Annotated in this window: 15 protein-coding genes; 8 read left to right on the top strand and 7 right to left on the bottom strand. The window is 70.5% G+C overall.

Annotation, left to right across the window (positions count from 1 at the left end):
* Positions 1–14 precede the first annotated feature (14 nt).
* Both ACGTNG_RS01315 and ACGTNG_RS01310 read right to left on the bottom strand, forming a co-directional pair.
* Complete coding sequence (locus ACGTNG_RS01315) at positions 15–1262, bottom strand: ABC transporter substrate-binding protein (RefSeq protein ID WP_394575023.1); 1248 nt, start codon at positions 1260–1262, stop codon at positions 15–17.
* Positions 1263–1328: 66 nt separating this feature from the next.
* A complete protein-coding gene (locus ACGTNG_RS01310) occupies positions 1329–2417 on the bottom strand; it encodes a phosphotransferase (RefSeq protein ID WP_394575022.1) in 1089 nt (362 codons plus the stop codon).
* A 178-nt stretch (positions 2418–2595) separates the two neighbouring features.
* Here ACGTNG_RS01310 and ACGTNG_RS01305 point away from each other — a divergent pair, with 178 nt between their 5' ends.
* Positions 2596–3312: a hypothetical protein gene (locus ACGTNG_RS01305; RefSeq protein WP_394575021.1), complete on the top strand. Its 717-nt coding sequence runs from the start codon at positions 2596–2598 to the stop codon at positions 3310–3312.
* Between the two features lie 195 nt (positions 3313–3507).
* On the opposite strand, the gene ACGTNG_RS01300 is transcribed toward ACGTNG_RS01305, so the two are convergent.
* Entirely contained in the window at positions 3508–3912 is a 405-nt protein-coding gene (locus ACGTNG_RS01300; RefSeq protein WP_394575020.1) for a VOC family protein, read from the bottom strand.
* Positions 3913–4027: 115 nt separating this feature from the next.
* Between ACGTNG_RS01300 and ACGTNG_RS01295 the strand changes: the two genes are divergently transcribed.
* The 5 genes from ACGTNG_RS01295 to ACGTNG_RS01275 all read left to right on the top strand — a co-directional run bounded on the left by ACGTNG_RS01295 (position 4028) and on the right by ACGTNG_RS01275 (position 9565).
* Entirely contained in the window at positions 4028–4342 is a 315-nt protein-coding gene (locus tag ACGTNG_RS01295) for a putative quinol monooxygenase (protein WP_394575019.1), read from the top strand.
* Positions 4343–4401: 59 nt separating this feature from the next.
* A complete protein-coding gene (locus ACGTNG_RS01290) occupies positions 4402–5892 on the top strand; it encodes an NfeD family protein (RefSeq protein ID WP_394575018.1) in 1491 nt (496 codons plus the stop codon).
* Positions 5893–5950: 58 nt separating this feature from the next.
* Entirely contained in the window at positions 5951–6748 is a 798-nt protein-coding gene (locus ACGTNG_RS01285) for a slipin family protein (RefSeq protein ID WP_394575017.1), read from the top strand.
* 409 nt (positions 6749–7157) lie between these two features.
* Positions 7158–8645, top strand: a complete 1488-nt coding sequence (locus ACGTNG_RS01280) for a SulP family inorganic anion transporter (protein WP_394575016.1) — start codon at positions 7158–7160, stop codon at positions 8643–8645.
* Between the two features lie 65 nt (positions 8646–8710).
* Complete coding sequence (locus ACGTNG_RS01275; protein WP_394575015.1) at positions 8711–9565, top strand: universal stress protein; 855 nt, start codon at positions 8711–8713, stop codon at positions 9563–9565.
* Between the two features lie 64 nt (positions 9566–9629).
* On the opposite strand, the gene ACGTNG_RS01270 is transcribed toward ACGTNG_RS01275, so the two are convergent.
* On the bottom strand, positions 9630–10838 hold the full coding sequence (locus ACGTNG_RS01270) for an MFS transporter (RefSeq protein ID WP_394575014.1): 1209 nt from the start codon (positions 10836–10838) through the stop codon (positions 9630–9632).
* A 205-nt stretch (positions 10839–11043) separates the two neighbouring features.
* Between ACGTNG_RS01270 and ACGTNG_RS01265 the strand changes: the two genes are divergently transcribed.
* Together ACGTNG_RS01265 and ACGTNG_RS01260 are read left to right on the top strand one after the other, a co-directional pair.
* Entirely contained in the window at positions 11044–11385 is a 342-nt protein-coding gene (locus ACGTNG_RS01265) for a TraR/DksA family transcriptional regulator (protein WP_394575013.1), read from the top strand.
* A gap of 52 nt (positions 11386–11437) precedes the next feature.
* On the top strand, positions 11438–11800 hold the full coding sequence (locus tag ACGTNG_RS01260) for a RidA family protein (RefSeq protein ID WP_394575012.1): 363 nt from the start codon (positions 11438–11440) through the stop codon (positions 11798–11800).
* A gap of 39 nt (positions 11801–11839) precedes the next feature.
* Here the strand turns inward: ACGTNG_RS01260 and ACGTNG_RS01255 are convergent, their stop codons facing one another.
* The 3 genes from ACGTNG_RS01255 to ACGTNG_RS01245 are packed head-to-tail and all read right to left on the bottom strand — an operon-like array spanning position 11840 to position 14930.
* Positions 11840–13363, bottom strand: a complete 1524-nt coding sequence (locus tag ACGTNG_RS01255) for a PhnE/PtxC family ABC transporter permease (protein ID WP_394575011.1) — start codon at positions 13361–13363, stop codon at positions 11840–11842.
* Positions 13360–14076 carry an ATP-binding cassette domain-containing protein gene (locus ACGTNG_RS01250; RefSeq protein WP_394575010.1) on the bottom strand — a complete coding sequence of 239 codons (717 nt, stop codon included), beginning with the start codon at positions 14074–14076 and terminating at the stop codon, positions 13360–13362. The genes ACGTNG_RS01255 and ACGTNG_RS01250 overlap by 4 nt, the downstream gene beginning before the upstream one ends.
* Positions 14076–14930: a putative selenate ABC transporter substrate-binding protein gene (locus tag ACGTNG_RS01245; RefSeq protein WP_394575009.1), complete on the bottom strand. Its 855-nt coding sequence runs from the start codon at positions 14928–14930 to the stop codon at positions 14076–14078. Before ACGTNG_RS01245 ends, ACGTNG_RS01250 begins: the two co-directional genes overlap by 1 nt.
* Between the last annotated feature and the right edge of the window lie 194 nt (positions 14931–15124).

The following is a 15124-nucleotide window of genomic DNA, read 5'->3' as shown; positions in this document are numbered from 1 at the left end:
GCTAGCGCTGGCCATCATTGTCCGACGTAGCGCGCCTGCCAGGCGTCCTGAAGCGCTGTCATCCAGCTGGGATGCGGCTCGGGCAGGGTGCGCTCGAGGGCGCCCGCCGGCAGCATCGCCGGGTTCTCCTGGTCCAGCGCGAACAGCGCCCGGTCGTCCGTCGGCAGCTGGGCGACGTCGAGCACGGTGCGATCGCCCCAGACGTCGAGGTCCTGCTTGGTCGCCTGGGCCTCCGGGGAGAGCAGGTAGTCGGCGACGACCATGGCGCCCGCCTGGTGGGGCGAGTTGTAGGGGATGGCGACGAAGTGCACGTTGCCGAGGGTCCCGCTTGCCGGCACGTAGCTGCGGGTGCTTTCCGGCAGCTCGTAGTCGGCCACCGCCGCGGCCGGCTCCGAGGGGATGAAGGTGAAGGCCAGCGTGAGCGCGCCGTCGCCCATCAGGCTGCGCATCTCGGGGCCGCTGGCGGGGAACTGGCGGCCGCTGCGCCACAGGTGGGGGTGCAGGGCATCCAGGTACTCCCACAGCGGGGCGGTGACGGCGACGAAGTCGCTCTCCTCGACCGGGGCGTAGAGCGCTTCGTCCCGGTCGGTGAGCTCGATCAGGGCCTGCTTGAGGAAGGTGCTGCCGGTGAAGTCGGGGATCCGCGGGTAGGTGAAGCGCCCCGGGTTCGCCTCTGCCCAGGCCAGCAGCGCCTCGATGTCCTGGGGGGGCGTGTCGAGGGCGTCGCTGTCCGCGCGGAACGCGTCACTGTCATAGTAGTAGGTGATTTGCGCCCGGCCCCAGGGGGACTCGTAGCCATCGGTGGGCAGGGTGAAGTCGGTGACCACCTCGGGATTGTGCTCGGGACGGGTCAGGGCGAAGTTCGGCAGCGCGCGGGCGAAGGGGCCGAACAGCAGGTCGTTGTCCTTCATGGCGGCGAAGTTCTCGCCGTTGATCCAGAGCAGGTCGACGTTGCCGTCGTCGTCGTTGCCGGCCTGCTTCTCCGCCAGCACCCGGGAGACCGCCTCGGCGGTATTGCCGATCTTGACGTGCTCGAGGTCGATGTCGAAGCGCTCGCCGACGCGCCCGGCCACCCAGTCGATGTAGTCGTTGGTGCGCTGATCGCCGGCCCAGGCGTACCAGTAGACGGTCTGGCCGCGGGCCTCCTCGAGCACGGCCTCCCAGTCGGCCGGGTCGGGGGTGGCCGCGAGGCCCGGCGTCGACAGCAGCAGGGCCGGCAGCAGGACGGCGAGCCGGGATAGCCGAGGGGAGAGTGCGCGCATCGTGGGGTTCCTCTTGGTGAGTGTGGACAAGGGCGTGATCAAGGGCCCTGGGCGTTTTGCGGCGCGTCAGGGCGAGAGCAGGCGTTGCAGTTCGCGATGCTCGCGGCGCACGTGCTCGATGGCGGCCACCGAGAGGTAGTGGTCGACGCGCTCGCGCACGTGGGCGATCAGGGCATCGTCGCTCAGCGCCTCGGACCAGTCCTCGCCGCGATCCTCGGTGTCTCGGGCGCGCCGGTGGCTGGCCCGCCACTTGGCGCACCAGGTCAGCGACCAGAGCCACATGGCACGCCGGCACGCCAGCAGGGTCTCGACCTCGCCCTCGTAGCTCGTGGCCGCGATCCAGTGGCGATAGAAGGCGGCCACCTCGGCGGGCGTCAGCTCGGCGCGGCTGGTCAGGTCCCAGGTGGTGGAGGTATAGAGGCTGGCGTGGGCCAGGTCGAAGCCGACCAGGCCGTAGCGGCACTTCTCCAGGTCCACCAGTACCGCGCGACCGTCCTCGGTGACCAGGAAGTTCCCGGGGTGGGCATCGAAGCTGATCAGCCGGGGCTCGGCGCTGGGTCCCGGCGGCAGACGGCGGGGCAGGGCGGCCAGCTCGGCCTCGATCAGGCGGCGCGCCTCGTCCGAGAGCTCGGCCTGGTCGAGGAAGTGGGCCTGCTCGCCCACCTCCTCGCGCATCGCGGCCCAGGGATCGGCGGGGGAGAGCAGCGGCGCGCGCTCCGGGGCCTCTGGCACCGCCAGCGTATGGAGGCTGGCCAGCGCCTCGGCGAGGCGGGGTAGGTCCTCGGGCAAGCGCGCCGGTCGGCCGCGGATGGCGTCGACCAGCAGTCCACCGCGGGGCAGCTCCGGGCCGGGCGGCAGCAGGCCGTGCAGCGCGGGCGCGTGGCCGCCCCGGCTGGCGCGGGTGAAGCAGGCCGCCTGGTAGGCGAGGTTCGCCGCGGGGTCGAGGCGCATCTGGCTCTGCTTCGGCAGTCGCGCCACCCAGTCGTCATCTTCCCGGTCGAGCCACAGGTGATGATGGGCGAGGCCCGTGTCGGCCATCGGGTGCATGCCCGCGATACCCGCCCCGAGGCCGGCGCGGGCGAGGGCCGTGGCCAGTGGCCGGCAGAGGGCCGACGGGGCTTGCGGTGTATCGGGGCGTGAGGCGGTGTCCGGCATGACGTTCCTTGATCGGGGACGATGGTCATCGATGGTCGCACGGGGGCGAGCTTCCTTACACGGCCCTCCGGTGTGCGGCGGCTGTAAGCCCGCGCCGCCCGAGGCGACACAACGGTAGCGCGGATGCCCCGTTGGCGTCTGCGCCGCGTCTCGAACACGCACCGCGGAGGGTGAGATCATGTCACAGCACGACGAACAACGCCGCAGGCTGCTGGGCCGCCTGAGTCGACAACTGGCCTACACGGCACCGCTGCTGGCGCTGGTGGCCGGCGGCGCCGCGCTGCAGGCCGCGCCGGGCGGCGATCCGTCGGGCGGCGGTCCGACAGTCGACGATCCGGGCAAGTCGGGGTTCTCCGCCTCGCGCTTCTCAACGTCGGATCGGGCCCCCCTGCTGCTGGCCAGCTATCACACCGAGGCAGAGGGCGAAGCCGAGGGTGAAGCCGAAGCCGAGGGTGAAGCCGAAGCCGAGGGTGAAGCCGAAGCAGAAGGTGAGGCCGAAGGGGGCGACACCGCCGGAGTGGCCAGGCCCGACGACTATGTTCCGGCCTACCACGAGAGCGGCGACAATCCCGGGGAGATGCTGGCCCGCGGCGAATCGCTCTACTACGACACCTCCTTGAGCAGCAACGGCCTGGCCTGTGCGAGCTGTCACGGCAGCGATGGGCAGGATACCGGCTACCAGGCGACCTTCCAGCAGCCCTTCCCCCACCGGGTGGCGATGGCCGCCAACCGGTTCGGCATGGAAGAGGTCCACGCCGACGAGATGGTGCAGATCTGCATGGTCGCCCCGATGGCCGCCGAGCCGCTTGAGTGGGGCAGCGAGGAGCTGACCTCGCTGGCGGCCTACGTGGTGGAGGTGCAGAAGCGCGTGGCCGGCGAGCCCCACGACCTCTGAGCACTCCTCCGAGCATCGGGACCCTCGCGCCCCGCCCATCCTCCAGGCCACCCTCCCCGTCGGTTTACCGGTCCAGGGGCTCCGGGGCGGTGCGACGAAAAAGGGCGCCACCGTTGCCGGTGGCGCCAAACGAGTCAGCATGAAGGACATGCTCGGGGAGTCGGCGGCTTCTCGCCGCCGCCAATCGCATCGGCCTCAGGCCAGGCGCTGGCCGGAGACGCTCGGGTGGTAGAGCGGCTGGACGCTGTTGCCGTCCGGGTCCTTGCAGTAGAGGCTGCGCCCGCCGTCGCCATGATCGTGGGCGCCGCGCGTCACCTCGACGCCTTGGTGGCGCAGGAACGCCTCCCAGGCGTCCACGTCCTCGCGGGCGTCGACCACGAAACCGAAGTGGTCGAGGCGCTGGGGATCGTCGCCGGTGGGCGCCTTGGCGCGGGAGAGCGAGACGTTGTCGTTGCCAAGCGTCAGGTAGACCAGGCTCTCGTGGGCCCGGCGCAGCACCGCCAGGCCCAGGATGTCCACGTAGAAGCGTTCGCAGGCTTCGAGGTCCTGGACCTGCAGGGCGATATGGCGCATGCCGTTGAACGGGGCGGGGCGTTGCATGGGACCTCCTCGACGGGGCGGGGCTTAATGAATATTATTGGAAAATGTTTCCATAAATACGTTCATTCCACAACCCATCGCCACCACCTATCTCCACCACCCAAGAGAGCCTGCCATGTACTGCATCATCGTCCAGACCCGCCTCAAGCCCGGCACCCGGGAGCGTTTCCTCGAGGCCATGCTGCCCAACGCCGAGGCCTCGGTGCGCGACGAGCCGGGCTGTCTGGTCTTCGATGTGATCGAGGATCGTGACACCCCGGACCTCATCCATCTCTATGAGATCTACGCCGACCCGCAGGCCCTGGCGGCCCACAAGGAGACCGCGCACTACCAGGCCAGCCGAGCGGTGGTCAACGAGCTGATCGCCGAGCAGTCGGTGATTCGCGCCGATGTGCTGGCGACCCATCCCGGGGCGCGCGGCGAGGCCTGAACGAATCCCCTCGTCCGACATCATAGGGATAATCTGATATGCCGAGGCGAGGGGGCGTGATGCCGAATCGACCAGATGCCAAGCGTCGCGTCCTGCTCTGGCTGAGCGTGCTGTGCCTGGCGCTGGGCGCCCTGCTCGCCTGGCAGGCCCAGGCCCAGAAGGCCCAGTCGGACACGGGGCTGGCCATGGTGATGACCATCGACGACGCCATCGGGCCGGCCATCGACGACTACTTCCGGCGCGGCCTGGAGCTGGCCGAGGCGCGCGAGGCCGAGCTCGTCGTGGTGGCGATGGATACCCCCGGCGGGCTCGACGCCTCGATGCGCGCGATGATCCGCGCCATGCTCACCTCCCCCGTGCCGGTCGCCCTCTACGTCTCGCCGGCGGGGGCGCGGGCCGCCAGTGCCGGCACTTACCTGCTCTACGCCAGCCACGTGGCGGCCATGGCGCCGGCCACCCACCTCGGCTCGGCCACCCCCGTGCAGCTCGGCGGGGGCGGCGGGCTACCGGGTATCGGCGAGCCCGAACCCGAGTCCGAGCCTGAATCAGCACCGGAGTCGCAGCCGGATGAGGCCGCGCAGGAGTCCGCCGACGGCGCGGCGAGCGAGGGAGAGACGGCCGAGGGTGAGGCGGCCGAGACGGCGCCGGCCAAGCGTCGCGGCGAGACGGCCATGGAGCGCAAGGTGCTGGAGGATGCCGTCGCCTACATCCGCTCGCTGGCCGAGCGCCATGGGCGCAACGCCGACTGGGCCGAGGCGGCGGTGCGCGAGGCGGTCAACCTCACCGCCCGGGAGGCGCTCGAGCAGAACGTCATCGAGGTGGTGGCGAGCGACCTGGACGACCTGCTCGCCCAGCTCGACGGGCGCAGCGTGGTCATGGACGACGGCGCGCGCACCCTGGCCACCGCCGACCTCGCCGTCGAGCGCTTCGATCCGGACTGGCGCACCGAGCTGCTGGCGGTGATCACCAACCCCAACGTCGCCTACTTCCTGATGATCATCGGCTTCTACGGGCTGATCTTCGAACTCTCCAACCCGGGCAGCCTGGTGCCAGGCACCATCGGCATCATCTCGCTCTTGCTGGCGCTATTCGCCTTCCAGGTGCTGCCGGTCAACTACGCCGGACTGGCGCTGATCCTGGTGGGCCTGGGGCTGATCGTGGGCGAGGCGCTGATGCCCAGTTTCGGCATTCTCGGCATCGGCGGCATCGTCGCCTTCGTGATCGGATCGGTGATACTGATGGACGCGGACACCCTGAACATCTCGCTGCCGATGATCGGCGGCATTGCCCTGCTCGCGGCGGGCCTGATGCTGTGGGTCATGACCCGCTTCATCGGCCTGCGGCGTCGCCCGCCGCGCACCGGCCAGGAGGAGCTGGTCGGCAGCGAGGCGCTGGTCCTCGAGGACTTCTCCGGCCAGGGCCACGTGCGCCTGATGGGCGAGCGCTGGCGGGCACGCAGCCCCGCGCCGCTCGCCCGGGGGCAGTCGGTCCGCGTCACCGCGGTCGACGGCCTGACCCTGGAGGTCGAACCGCTGGCCTCGTCGTCCTGAGGCCCGCCCGGCACGGTCGATGATCCGCATCGTCCGGCCCAACCAAGGAGCCGACACCATGCTGCTATCCTACCTCGTCCCGGTCGTCCTGCTGATCATGCTGCTGGCGGCCTCGATCCGCATCCTGCCCGAGTACAAGCGCGGGGTGGTGTTCTTCCTCGGCCGCTTCCAGGCGGTGAAGGGGCCGGGCCTTTTGATCATCATCCCCGGCATCCAGAAGATGGAGGTGGTCGACCTGCGAGTGATCACCATGGACGTGCCGGAGCAGGACGTCATCTCCCAGGACAACGTCACCGTCAAGGTCAACGCGGTGCTCTACTTCCGGGTGGTGGACCCGGAGAAGGCGATCATCCAGGTAGAGAACTTCGTCAACGCCACCAGCCAGCTGGCCCAGACCACCCTGCGCTCGGTGCTCGGCAAGCACGACCTGGACGAGATGCTCTCCGAGCGCGACAAGCTCAACGACGACATCCAGGAGATCATCGACAGCTCCGCCGAGAGCTGGGGCATCAAGGTGGCCAACGTGGAAATCAAGCACGTCGACCTCGACGAGAGCATGATCCGCGCCATCGCCCGTCAGGCCGAGGCGGAGCGCGAGCGTCGCGCCAAGGTGATCCACGCCGAGGGCGAGCTGCAGGCCTCCAAGAAGCTGGTCGAGGCGGCCAACGTCATGTCCGAGAACTCCGCCGCGCTGCAGCTGCGCTACCTGCAGACCATGAGCGACATGAGCAACAAGAACGCCTCCACCGTGGTCTTCCCGCTGCCCATGGACATCATGGAGGCCTTCAAGCACATGAAGGCCTCGCCCGCCGCCCAGGCGCGCACCGGTGGTGCCACGCCAGACGACGCTTCCTGAGACCCTGCCGGCGCCCCCGCGATGAGTCGCGGGGCGCGCCGATACGTCCCGCGCCTCGGCTGCATCCCCGCGCCATCTCTGCTAGACTCCGGCGCTTTCGTCGGGTGCCGTCAGCCACGTTCGCTGCACGCCGCCCCGCTGATGCAGAGCAAGGGAGTCGGCAGACCGTGATGACATCCCCGGCAGGGCCGGCCACGCCGCCCTAGCGCCTCTCTCCCCTCCATCGGCGTTGCCCGCCGTCATCGCCCCGGGCAGCGTGCGGCGCCGCGCCGATGCCCGTGCGCCTTTTCTTGCGATATTCGTCCCGCTTCGCCCATGGCGTTTCGCCGCCCGGGTGGGGGAGAGGACGCCTGCACCCGACACGCCGACTGCCATAAGGCCCTTCCACCACCCCTGACTGGACCGCAGCATGTACGAGACACTGAAACGGAGCTGGTTCTCCAACCTCAAGGGCGACACCCTGGCGGGGATCGTCGTGGCCCTGGCCCTGATCCCCGAGGCCATCGCCTTCTCCATCATCGCCGGCGTCGATCCCAAGGTGGGCCTCTACGCCTCCTTCTCCATGGCGGTGATCATTGCCTTCGCCGGCGGCCGGGCGGGCATGATCTCGGCGGCCACCGGCGCCATGGCGCTGCTGATGGTCACCCTGGTCAAGGAGCACGGCCTGCAGTACCTGCTGGCCGCCACCCTGCTCACCGGTGTCTTCCAGATCATCGCCGGCTACCTGCGCCTCGCCGACCTGATGCGCTTCGTCTCGCGCTCGGTGGTGACCGGCTTCGTCAACGCCCTGGCGATCCTGATCTTCATGGCCCAGCTGCCGGAGCTGACCGACGTCACCTGGCACGTCTACGCCATGACGGCGGCGGGCCTGGCGATCATCTACGGCTTCCCCTACCTGCCGAAGGTCGGCAAGCTGCTCCCCTCGCCGCTGGTCTGCATCCTGGTGCTGACCGCGGTCTACCTGCTCACCGGCATGGAAATCCGTACCGTCGGCGACATGGGCGAGCTGCCCGACACCCTGCCGGTGTTCCTGTGGCCCGAGGTGCCGCTGACCCTCGAGACCCTGATGATCATCCTGCCCTACTCGGTGATGCTCACCGTGGTGGGCCTGCTGGAGTCGATGATGACCGCCACCATCGTCGACGACCTGACCGACACCGAGAGCGACAAGAACCGCGAGTGCAAGGGCCAGGGCCTGGCCAACCTCGGCACCGGCCTGATCGGCGGCATGGCGGGCTGCGCGATGATTGGTCAGTCGGTCATCAACATCAAGTCCGGGGGCCGCACGCGCCTCTCGACCCTGATCGCCGGCGTGGTGCTGCTGCTGATGGTGGTCTTCCTCGCCGACTGGGTCTCGCAGATCCCCATGGCGGCCCTGGTGGCGGTGATGATCATGGTCTCCATCGGCACCTTCAGCTGGAGCTCCATCAAGGATCTCAAGAAGCACCCGATGAGCACCAACATGGTGATGCTGGCCACCGTGGCGGTCACCGTCGGCACCCACAACCTGGCCATCGGCGTCTTCGTCGGCGTGCTGCTCGCCGCCATGAACTTCGCCAACAAGGTCGGCAACATCCTCTACGTCGGCGCCGAGACCCCCGAGGAGGGCCACCGCGTCTACAAGGTGGTGGGCCAGGTGTTCTTCGCCTCTTCCGAGCGCTTCGGGAACGCCTTCGACTTCAAGGAGACCGTGGAGAAGGTCACCATCGACCTGTCCCGCGCCCACTTCTGGGACATCACCGCCGTCCAGACCCTGGACCGGGTGGTGATCAAGTTCCGCCGCGAGGGCACCGAGGTCGAGCTGATCGGTCTCAACGAGGCGAGCGCCACCATCGTCGACCGCTATGCGGTGCATGACGACCCGGAAGCCGTCGAGAAGCTGATGGGCGGCCATTGACCCGCCGGACGGATCCGGTAGAACGTGGAAGCGACGACAACACACGCCAGTTTCAGGACTAGACGATGACAGAACAGGTGATGGCCGCCATCGACGGCTCGCAGTTTTCCGCAGGGGTGTGCGACTACGCGGCCTGGGCGAGCCTCGCGCTCGAGGCGCCGCTGACCTTCCTGCACGTGGTCGACAACCATCCGCAGACCGCCGAGGCCGACCTCTCCGGCAACCTCGGGCTCGGCGCCCGGGAGCACCTGCTCGAGGAGCTGGCCCACCTGGACGAGCAGCGCGCCAAGGTGGCCCAGGAGCAGGGCCGGCTGATGCTCAAGGCGGCCAAGGAGCGGGCTGTCGAGGACGGCGTGGCCCAGCCCGCCACCCGCCAGCGCAACGGCACCCTGGTGGAGACACTGGCCGAGCTCGAGGCCGACATGCGCCTGCTGGTGATCGGCAAGCGTGGCGAGGGGGCCCACCAGGCCAGCGACCACCTCGGCTCCAACCTGGAGCGGGTGGTGCGTACCCTGCACCGGCCGATCCTGATGGCGCCGGAGACCTTCACGCGCCCCGAGCGGGTGATGATCGCCTTCGACGGCAGCAAGACCACCCGCAAGGGCGTCGAGATGCTGGCCAAGAGCCCGCTGTTCAACGGCATTCCGGTGCACGTGGTCATCGTCGGCGCCGAGACCGGCGACCACCGCTCGCAGCTCGAGTGGGCACTCTCGACCCTGCGCGAGGCCGGCCACGAGGCCGAGGGGGCGATCCGCGCCGGCGACGTCGAGGAGACCCTGCGCGGCTACCAGCAGGAGCACGGCATCGACCTGCTGGTGATGGGCGCCTATGGCCACTCGCGGGTGCGCCACCTGCTGGTCGGCAGCACCACCACCACCATGCTGCGCCGCGCGAGCCTGCCGGTGCTGCTGCTGCGCTGATCGCGCGCCTCCCCGACACGACGACGCCGGCCTTCGGGCCGGCGTCGTCGTGTCGGGACGGGTATTACCCCGGGATCGTGTCGGTGCCCCGGGCCTCGGGGCTCGCCAGCACCCCCTGGGCCAGCAGCCAACCGATGACCAGGAAGGCCAGCATGCCGACCAGCACCAGGGTGAAGGAGGCGCCGAGGTCGAGTGCCACGCCCAGCAGCGCCGGGGCGATGCCGGTGGAGAAGACCATGGCGGCGCTCAGGGTGGCGCGCACCGTGCCCAGGTGCTCGGCCCCCCACAGGCGCACCAGCAGGCTGGTGGCGATGGACTCCTGGGCCCCCATGGCGAGCCCGCCGCCGACCATCAGCGCCCAGATGCCGAGGTGGCCGCCGAGGGTGATGGCCACCCCCAGGGCGAGGGCGAAGGGCAGCAGGTAGAGCCGGGCCAGGCGCACCGGCCCCAGGCGATCGACCCAGCGTCCGCCCAGCAGGGCGCCGGGCAGCTTGGCGATGCCCATGCCGGTCAGGGCCAGGGCATAGACGGGGAGCGAGCTGCCCAGGTCCTCGGTCATGCGCGCCTGGTAGATGAAGAGCCCGGTCAGGGTCACCGGCAGGATCATCAGCAGCGGCAGCAGCTGCCAGAAGCGCGCCTCGCGAAAGGGCCGTGGCCCGTGGCGGCGCTCACCATGCACCGGGCGCTTGCCGGGGGCCACCGGCCAGGGACCGCGCAGCAGCAGCGGCACCCAGAGCGCGGCCAGGAGCAGCGCGAACAGCCACCACAGCTGCTGCCAGCCCAGCCACACCAGCAGGGCCGCCATCAGCGGGGGCAGCAGCGTCTCGCCCAGCATGATGCCCATGCCGGCAAGGCCCAGGGCGCGGCCGCGCAGGCGCTCGAACTCGCGGCCGGCCAGGGTGTTGCCCAGATGGGACATCATGCCCTGGCCGCACAGTCGCACCAGCCCGAGCCCCAGCACCCCCACCACCCACCAGGGCGAGAGCGTGAGCAGCATGACCCCGGCGAGCAGGCCGCCGAGCACCGCCAGGGCGAAGCGTCGCGGCGCCACCCAGTCGATCAGCGGGCCGGCGCGCAGCATGGCGAAGCCGGCCGCCAGGGTGACCAGGGCGTAGGCGGTGCCGAACTGGCCCGCGCTGAGTCCAAGGCGCGCCGAGATCGGCGCCTGGAAGAGCCCGATGAAGAAGCTCTGCCCCAGGCTCGAGGAGAACATCGCCAGAAAGGCGATGCTCAGCAGTCCGCGATGATCCCGCAGCAGGATGCGATAGCCCATGATGACCTCCGGGGTGGCATGGCTAGGGTGGCAGGAGTGAGATGGCGTGCCCGAGGTGGCGTGACGGGCACGACGGGAGTGCGATGACCCGGCCACGGTGGCAAGATGGGCCGTCGCGGCCGCGTCGCCCGAAGCGCCACAGGATAGCAGCCGGGCGTTTCGGGCGTGCCGGCGAGGCGACCCGTGCCCTTTGGTGGAGGCGGCGATGAATCACCCGGAACTGGACATGGCGGCCCTGGTGGCGCGGCTCGAGGCGCTGCGCGCCGAGCTGCAGGCGCAGAGCGAGGCGGGCCGCGAGGCCCGCGAGACCGTGATGCTGGACCAGACCTCGGTGGGGCGCCTGTCGCGCATGGATGCCCTGCAGGGGCAGGCCATGGCCAAGGCCGAGGAGCAGCGTCGCCAGCTGGCGCAGCAGCGCATCACCGGCGCCCTGGCGCGCATCGACCGGAGCGAGTACGGCGAATGCATCGCCTGCGGTGACTGGATCGACGCTCGGCGTCTGGAGCGCGATCCCCTGGTGCTGAAGTGCATCGACTGTGCCGAGTGACGCCACGGCGGCGTGACTCGGCGACACCCTTTATTCGACGGAGAGCATCACGATGAGCATCGAACGACACGACACCAAGGCGCGCATGAGTCGCGCGGTGATCCACAACGGCGTGGCCTGGCTGTGCGGCCAGGTGGCCGGCCCCGAGGCGCGCCATGGCGACATCACCGAGCAGACCCAGAGCATGCTGGCGCGCGTCGATGCGCTGCTCGCCGAGATCGGCTCCGACCGCGAGCACCTGCTCTCGGCGACGATCTACCTCAAGGACGGCAACGACGTGGCCGCCATGAACGCCGTCTGGGACGACTGGGTGCCCACCGGCCACGCCCCGGCCCGCACCTGCGTCTGCGCGCCGCTGCCCGCCGACGAGCTGAAGGTGGAGATCACCGTCACCGCGCTGGTGCCGACCAGCTGATGGCCGCGGCCGGGACGCGGCGCGTCCCGGCCCGCCCGGCTAGCGCTGGCAGGGGTCGTCGATGACGGCGGCCTCGCGCGGGCGCAGCCGCCGCGAGAGGGCGTCCACGGCGATGTTGAGCAGCGCGGTGACCAGCAGCAGGAAGAAGGCGACGTCGAACAGCAGGTACTCGAAGTTGGCGTCGATGTAGTAGCCCAGGGTCGCCACGCCCAGCATGCCGAGGATCGCCGTCTCGCGCAGGATCACCTCGGCACGGTAGTAGAGCAGCGCCAGCATCCCCGGATAGACCCGCGGCAGCAGCTCATAGGCGAAACGCCCCACGCCCCGGGCGTCCGGCATGCCCGGGGTGATCGCATCGGCGTGGCGCGCCACCAGGAAGGCGATCAGCGCGCCGTTGTGCAGCGACAGCGCCAGCCAGGCGGGCAGCAGCGACGGGCCCAGCAGCAGCAGGAACAGAAAGGCCAGCATCAGCTCCGGGGTCGAGCGCAGGAACAGCAGCAGCCCCCGGCCGGCCAGTCGGGTCGCCGGGTTGCCGAAGTGGCGGCAGGCGAGCGGCCAGAGCGCCAGGGCCACCAACAGCGCCCCGACGCTGCCCAGCAGGCCGAGCAGCAGGGTGTTGCCGATGGCGGGGCCGAGCTCCGGCACCCGCGCCAGCCAGTCGATGAGTCCCTCCCAGTCCCCCGCCATCAGCGCCGGCGGCCAGATGTCCTGGCTGACGAAGCGCCACAGCAGGCTTGTGCTCACCTCCGGCCAGGGGGCCAGCAGGAAGGCGCCACCGATCACCAGCAGCGGGAGCAGCCGGCGGTGTCCCCACCAGGGCAGGCTTGCGATCAGCAGGTAGAAGAGCCACAGCAGCGCGCCGGCCTCGTGGTAGCGTCCCTCGCGAAAGGCGGTCTCCAGCTGGAAGCCCAGCGTCGGCAGGCCGACGAAGCCCAGCAGCACGCTGGCCCGCAGGGCGCACTCGAAGCGGTAGCGGGTGTAGGCGGCGAGCCGCGTCCAGGCCAGCGGCAGCTCCGCATAGACGAAGCGCGAGAGGCGCGAGACGCCGGGCGGCAGCGCGTCACGCGGCGCGCCGGGGATCTGCTCGAGGATCTCCGCGAAGACCTTGGCGAAGATGCCGGCATAGGGGATGGCCAGGGCCATCAGCGCGGTGGCGGCGGAGAGGCCGAACACCTGCAGGAAGAGCAGCGCCCAGAAGAGCTCATGGATCGCCCGCACGAAGGCGCAGCCGGCGCGCACCAGCCGCGAGCGGGCGAACAGCAGCGCCAGGGGAAAGCCCAGCAGCAGCCCGCCCAGCGTCCCCCAGAGGGCCGCCGCCACGGTCAGGCCCAGGGCCTCGAGGGGCGACTCCACCGCGCCCCAGGCCGGCCAGGCCAGGCCCTGGGCCATGCGCGCGAGCTCCCCCCAGGGATCTCGGGTCACGACCGCGAGGTCGGCGAAGGGCGTGAGCAGCACCGCCAGGGCCACCAGCGTCAGGGTGTGGCGAGTCAGCCGCAGCCCCGTGCTCTGGCCACTGAGCCAGCCGGGGCGGGCCGCGTCGCGCGTCGGGGCGGGCGGGATCAAGGCCTCGGCTCCGCGTTGCCGTCGCGCTCGCCCCCGGCCGAGGCGCCGCCGGCATCCGGGTAGAGGGCGTCCAGGTCGGCCAGGCACAGCGTGTGTGCCGGGGCGTCGATCACCAGCCGGCCATCGCGCAGTCCCCAGACCCGGTCGAAGTGGGTGAGCGCCAGCTCACGCTGGTGGAGGGCGATCACCGAGGTGGCGTGGCGCGTGTCGATCAGCTCGAGCAGGCGCAGCGCCTGGTGAGGGTCGACGCTGGCCACCGGCTCGTCGCCGAGGAACAGGGTGCGCTGCTGGTAGAGCGCCCGGGCGATGGCCACCCGCTGGCGCTGGCCGCCGGAGAGCTGGCCCACCGGCCGGCGCATCAGTCCCGCCAGGCCCAGGGCGTCGCAGAGCTCGGCGACCTGACCCCAGGGCCCGGCCAACGGGCGGACCAGGTTCCACAGGTTGGCCAGCGCCGAGTGCTCGGCGAGGCGCCCCATGTAGACGTTGTGGTAGACCGCGAGCCCCGGCACCAGGCCATGCTGCTGGGGGCACCAGGCGGCCGCCTCGCCCAGCCGCTGTCGCAGCTCGTGAAGCAGGGTCGACTTGCCGGCGCCGCTCTGGCCGAGCAGGGCCACGCGCTCGCCGTGGTGCAGGCCGAGGCGCAGCCCCGGCAGCACCACCTGGTCGCCGTGACCCAGGTCGACGCCCTCCAGGGCGAGCAGCGACGCGCCCATCAGCGCAGCAGGCCGAGCTCTTCGGCGACGTCTTCGATGGGCGCGTAGAGGGCATTATCGGCGGGAATGAAGCCCTCGCGCGGGAAGCTCGCCAGCAGGTCGGGGTCGTCCATCTCGAGCAGGGCCGCGCGCACCCGGTCGGTGAAGCCCTCGCCGAACCGCTCGTCGACGTCGCCGCGCACCGTCCAGTTGTAGTCGGGGTAGGGGGGCGTTTCCCAGATCACCTCGACCTTGTCGGTATCGACCCGGCCGTCGGCGACCGCGGCGTCCCAGACGCTGAAGTTGACCGCGCCGAGCTCCCAGGTGCCGGCCTCGACCAGGGCGATGGTGCGCGAATGGTCGCCGGAGAAGCCGACCCGGGAGAAGAGCTCGTCGGGGGCGGCGTCGAAACGCTCACGCAGGAAGTGCTCGGGCATCAGGCGCCCGGAGGTGGAGGTGCGCGAGCCGAAGGTCAGGCTCATGCCCTCGATCGCCTCGGGGAGGGTCTCGGCGGGCTCCAGGCCGGTGGAGCGGTGAGCGATGAGGTAGCTCTTGAACTCGGCGTCCTCGCTGCCCTGGGCCAGGGCCTCGGAGCCCGGCACCAGGCGGCGCGCCTGCACCCCGGAGAGGCCGCCGAACCAGGCCAGCTGGACCTGGTCGTTGCGAAAGGCGCTGACCGAGGCGCCGTAGGACTTCACCGGCACGTACTCCACGTCGACGTCCAGCCGCGTCTCGAGGTAGTCGGCGACCTTGGAGAAGCGCTCGATCAGCCGCGACTGGTTCTCGTCGGGAATGGCGGTGAAGCGGAAGGTGTCGGCGGCGGCGCCCTGTGCAAACAGGGCGAGGGCGGCGGCGGGTACGGCAAGCCAGCGCATGGCGATCTCCGGTGTGGTGAAGGGCCCGCCATTGTTGTGCCTCCCCGCCGGCCTGGCAAGTCGGGCCGGCCCCGCTTCAGAGCAATTGCAGTTGGATCTTACGAGGGGCGCCGGGGATAGGTCGAAGAGTGGGTCCTACGCCAGGGGTGAGAAGCATCGCTTCGAACGGGCTGGCCAAGGATGGCCAGCACCGG

The sequence above is a fragment of the Halomonas sp. B23F22_3 genome (assembly GCF_043496965.1).
Taxonomy (GTDB): Bacteria; Pseudomonadota; Gammaproteobacteria; order Pseudomonadales; family Halomonadaceae; genus Halomonas.
Note: the sequence above shows the minus strand (reverse complement) of the source record. Positions and strands in the feature narration are given on the sequence as shown.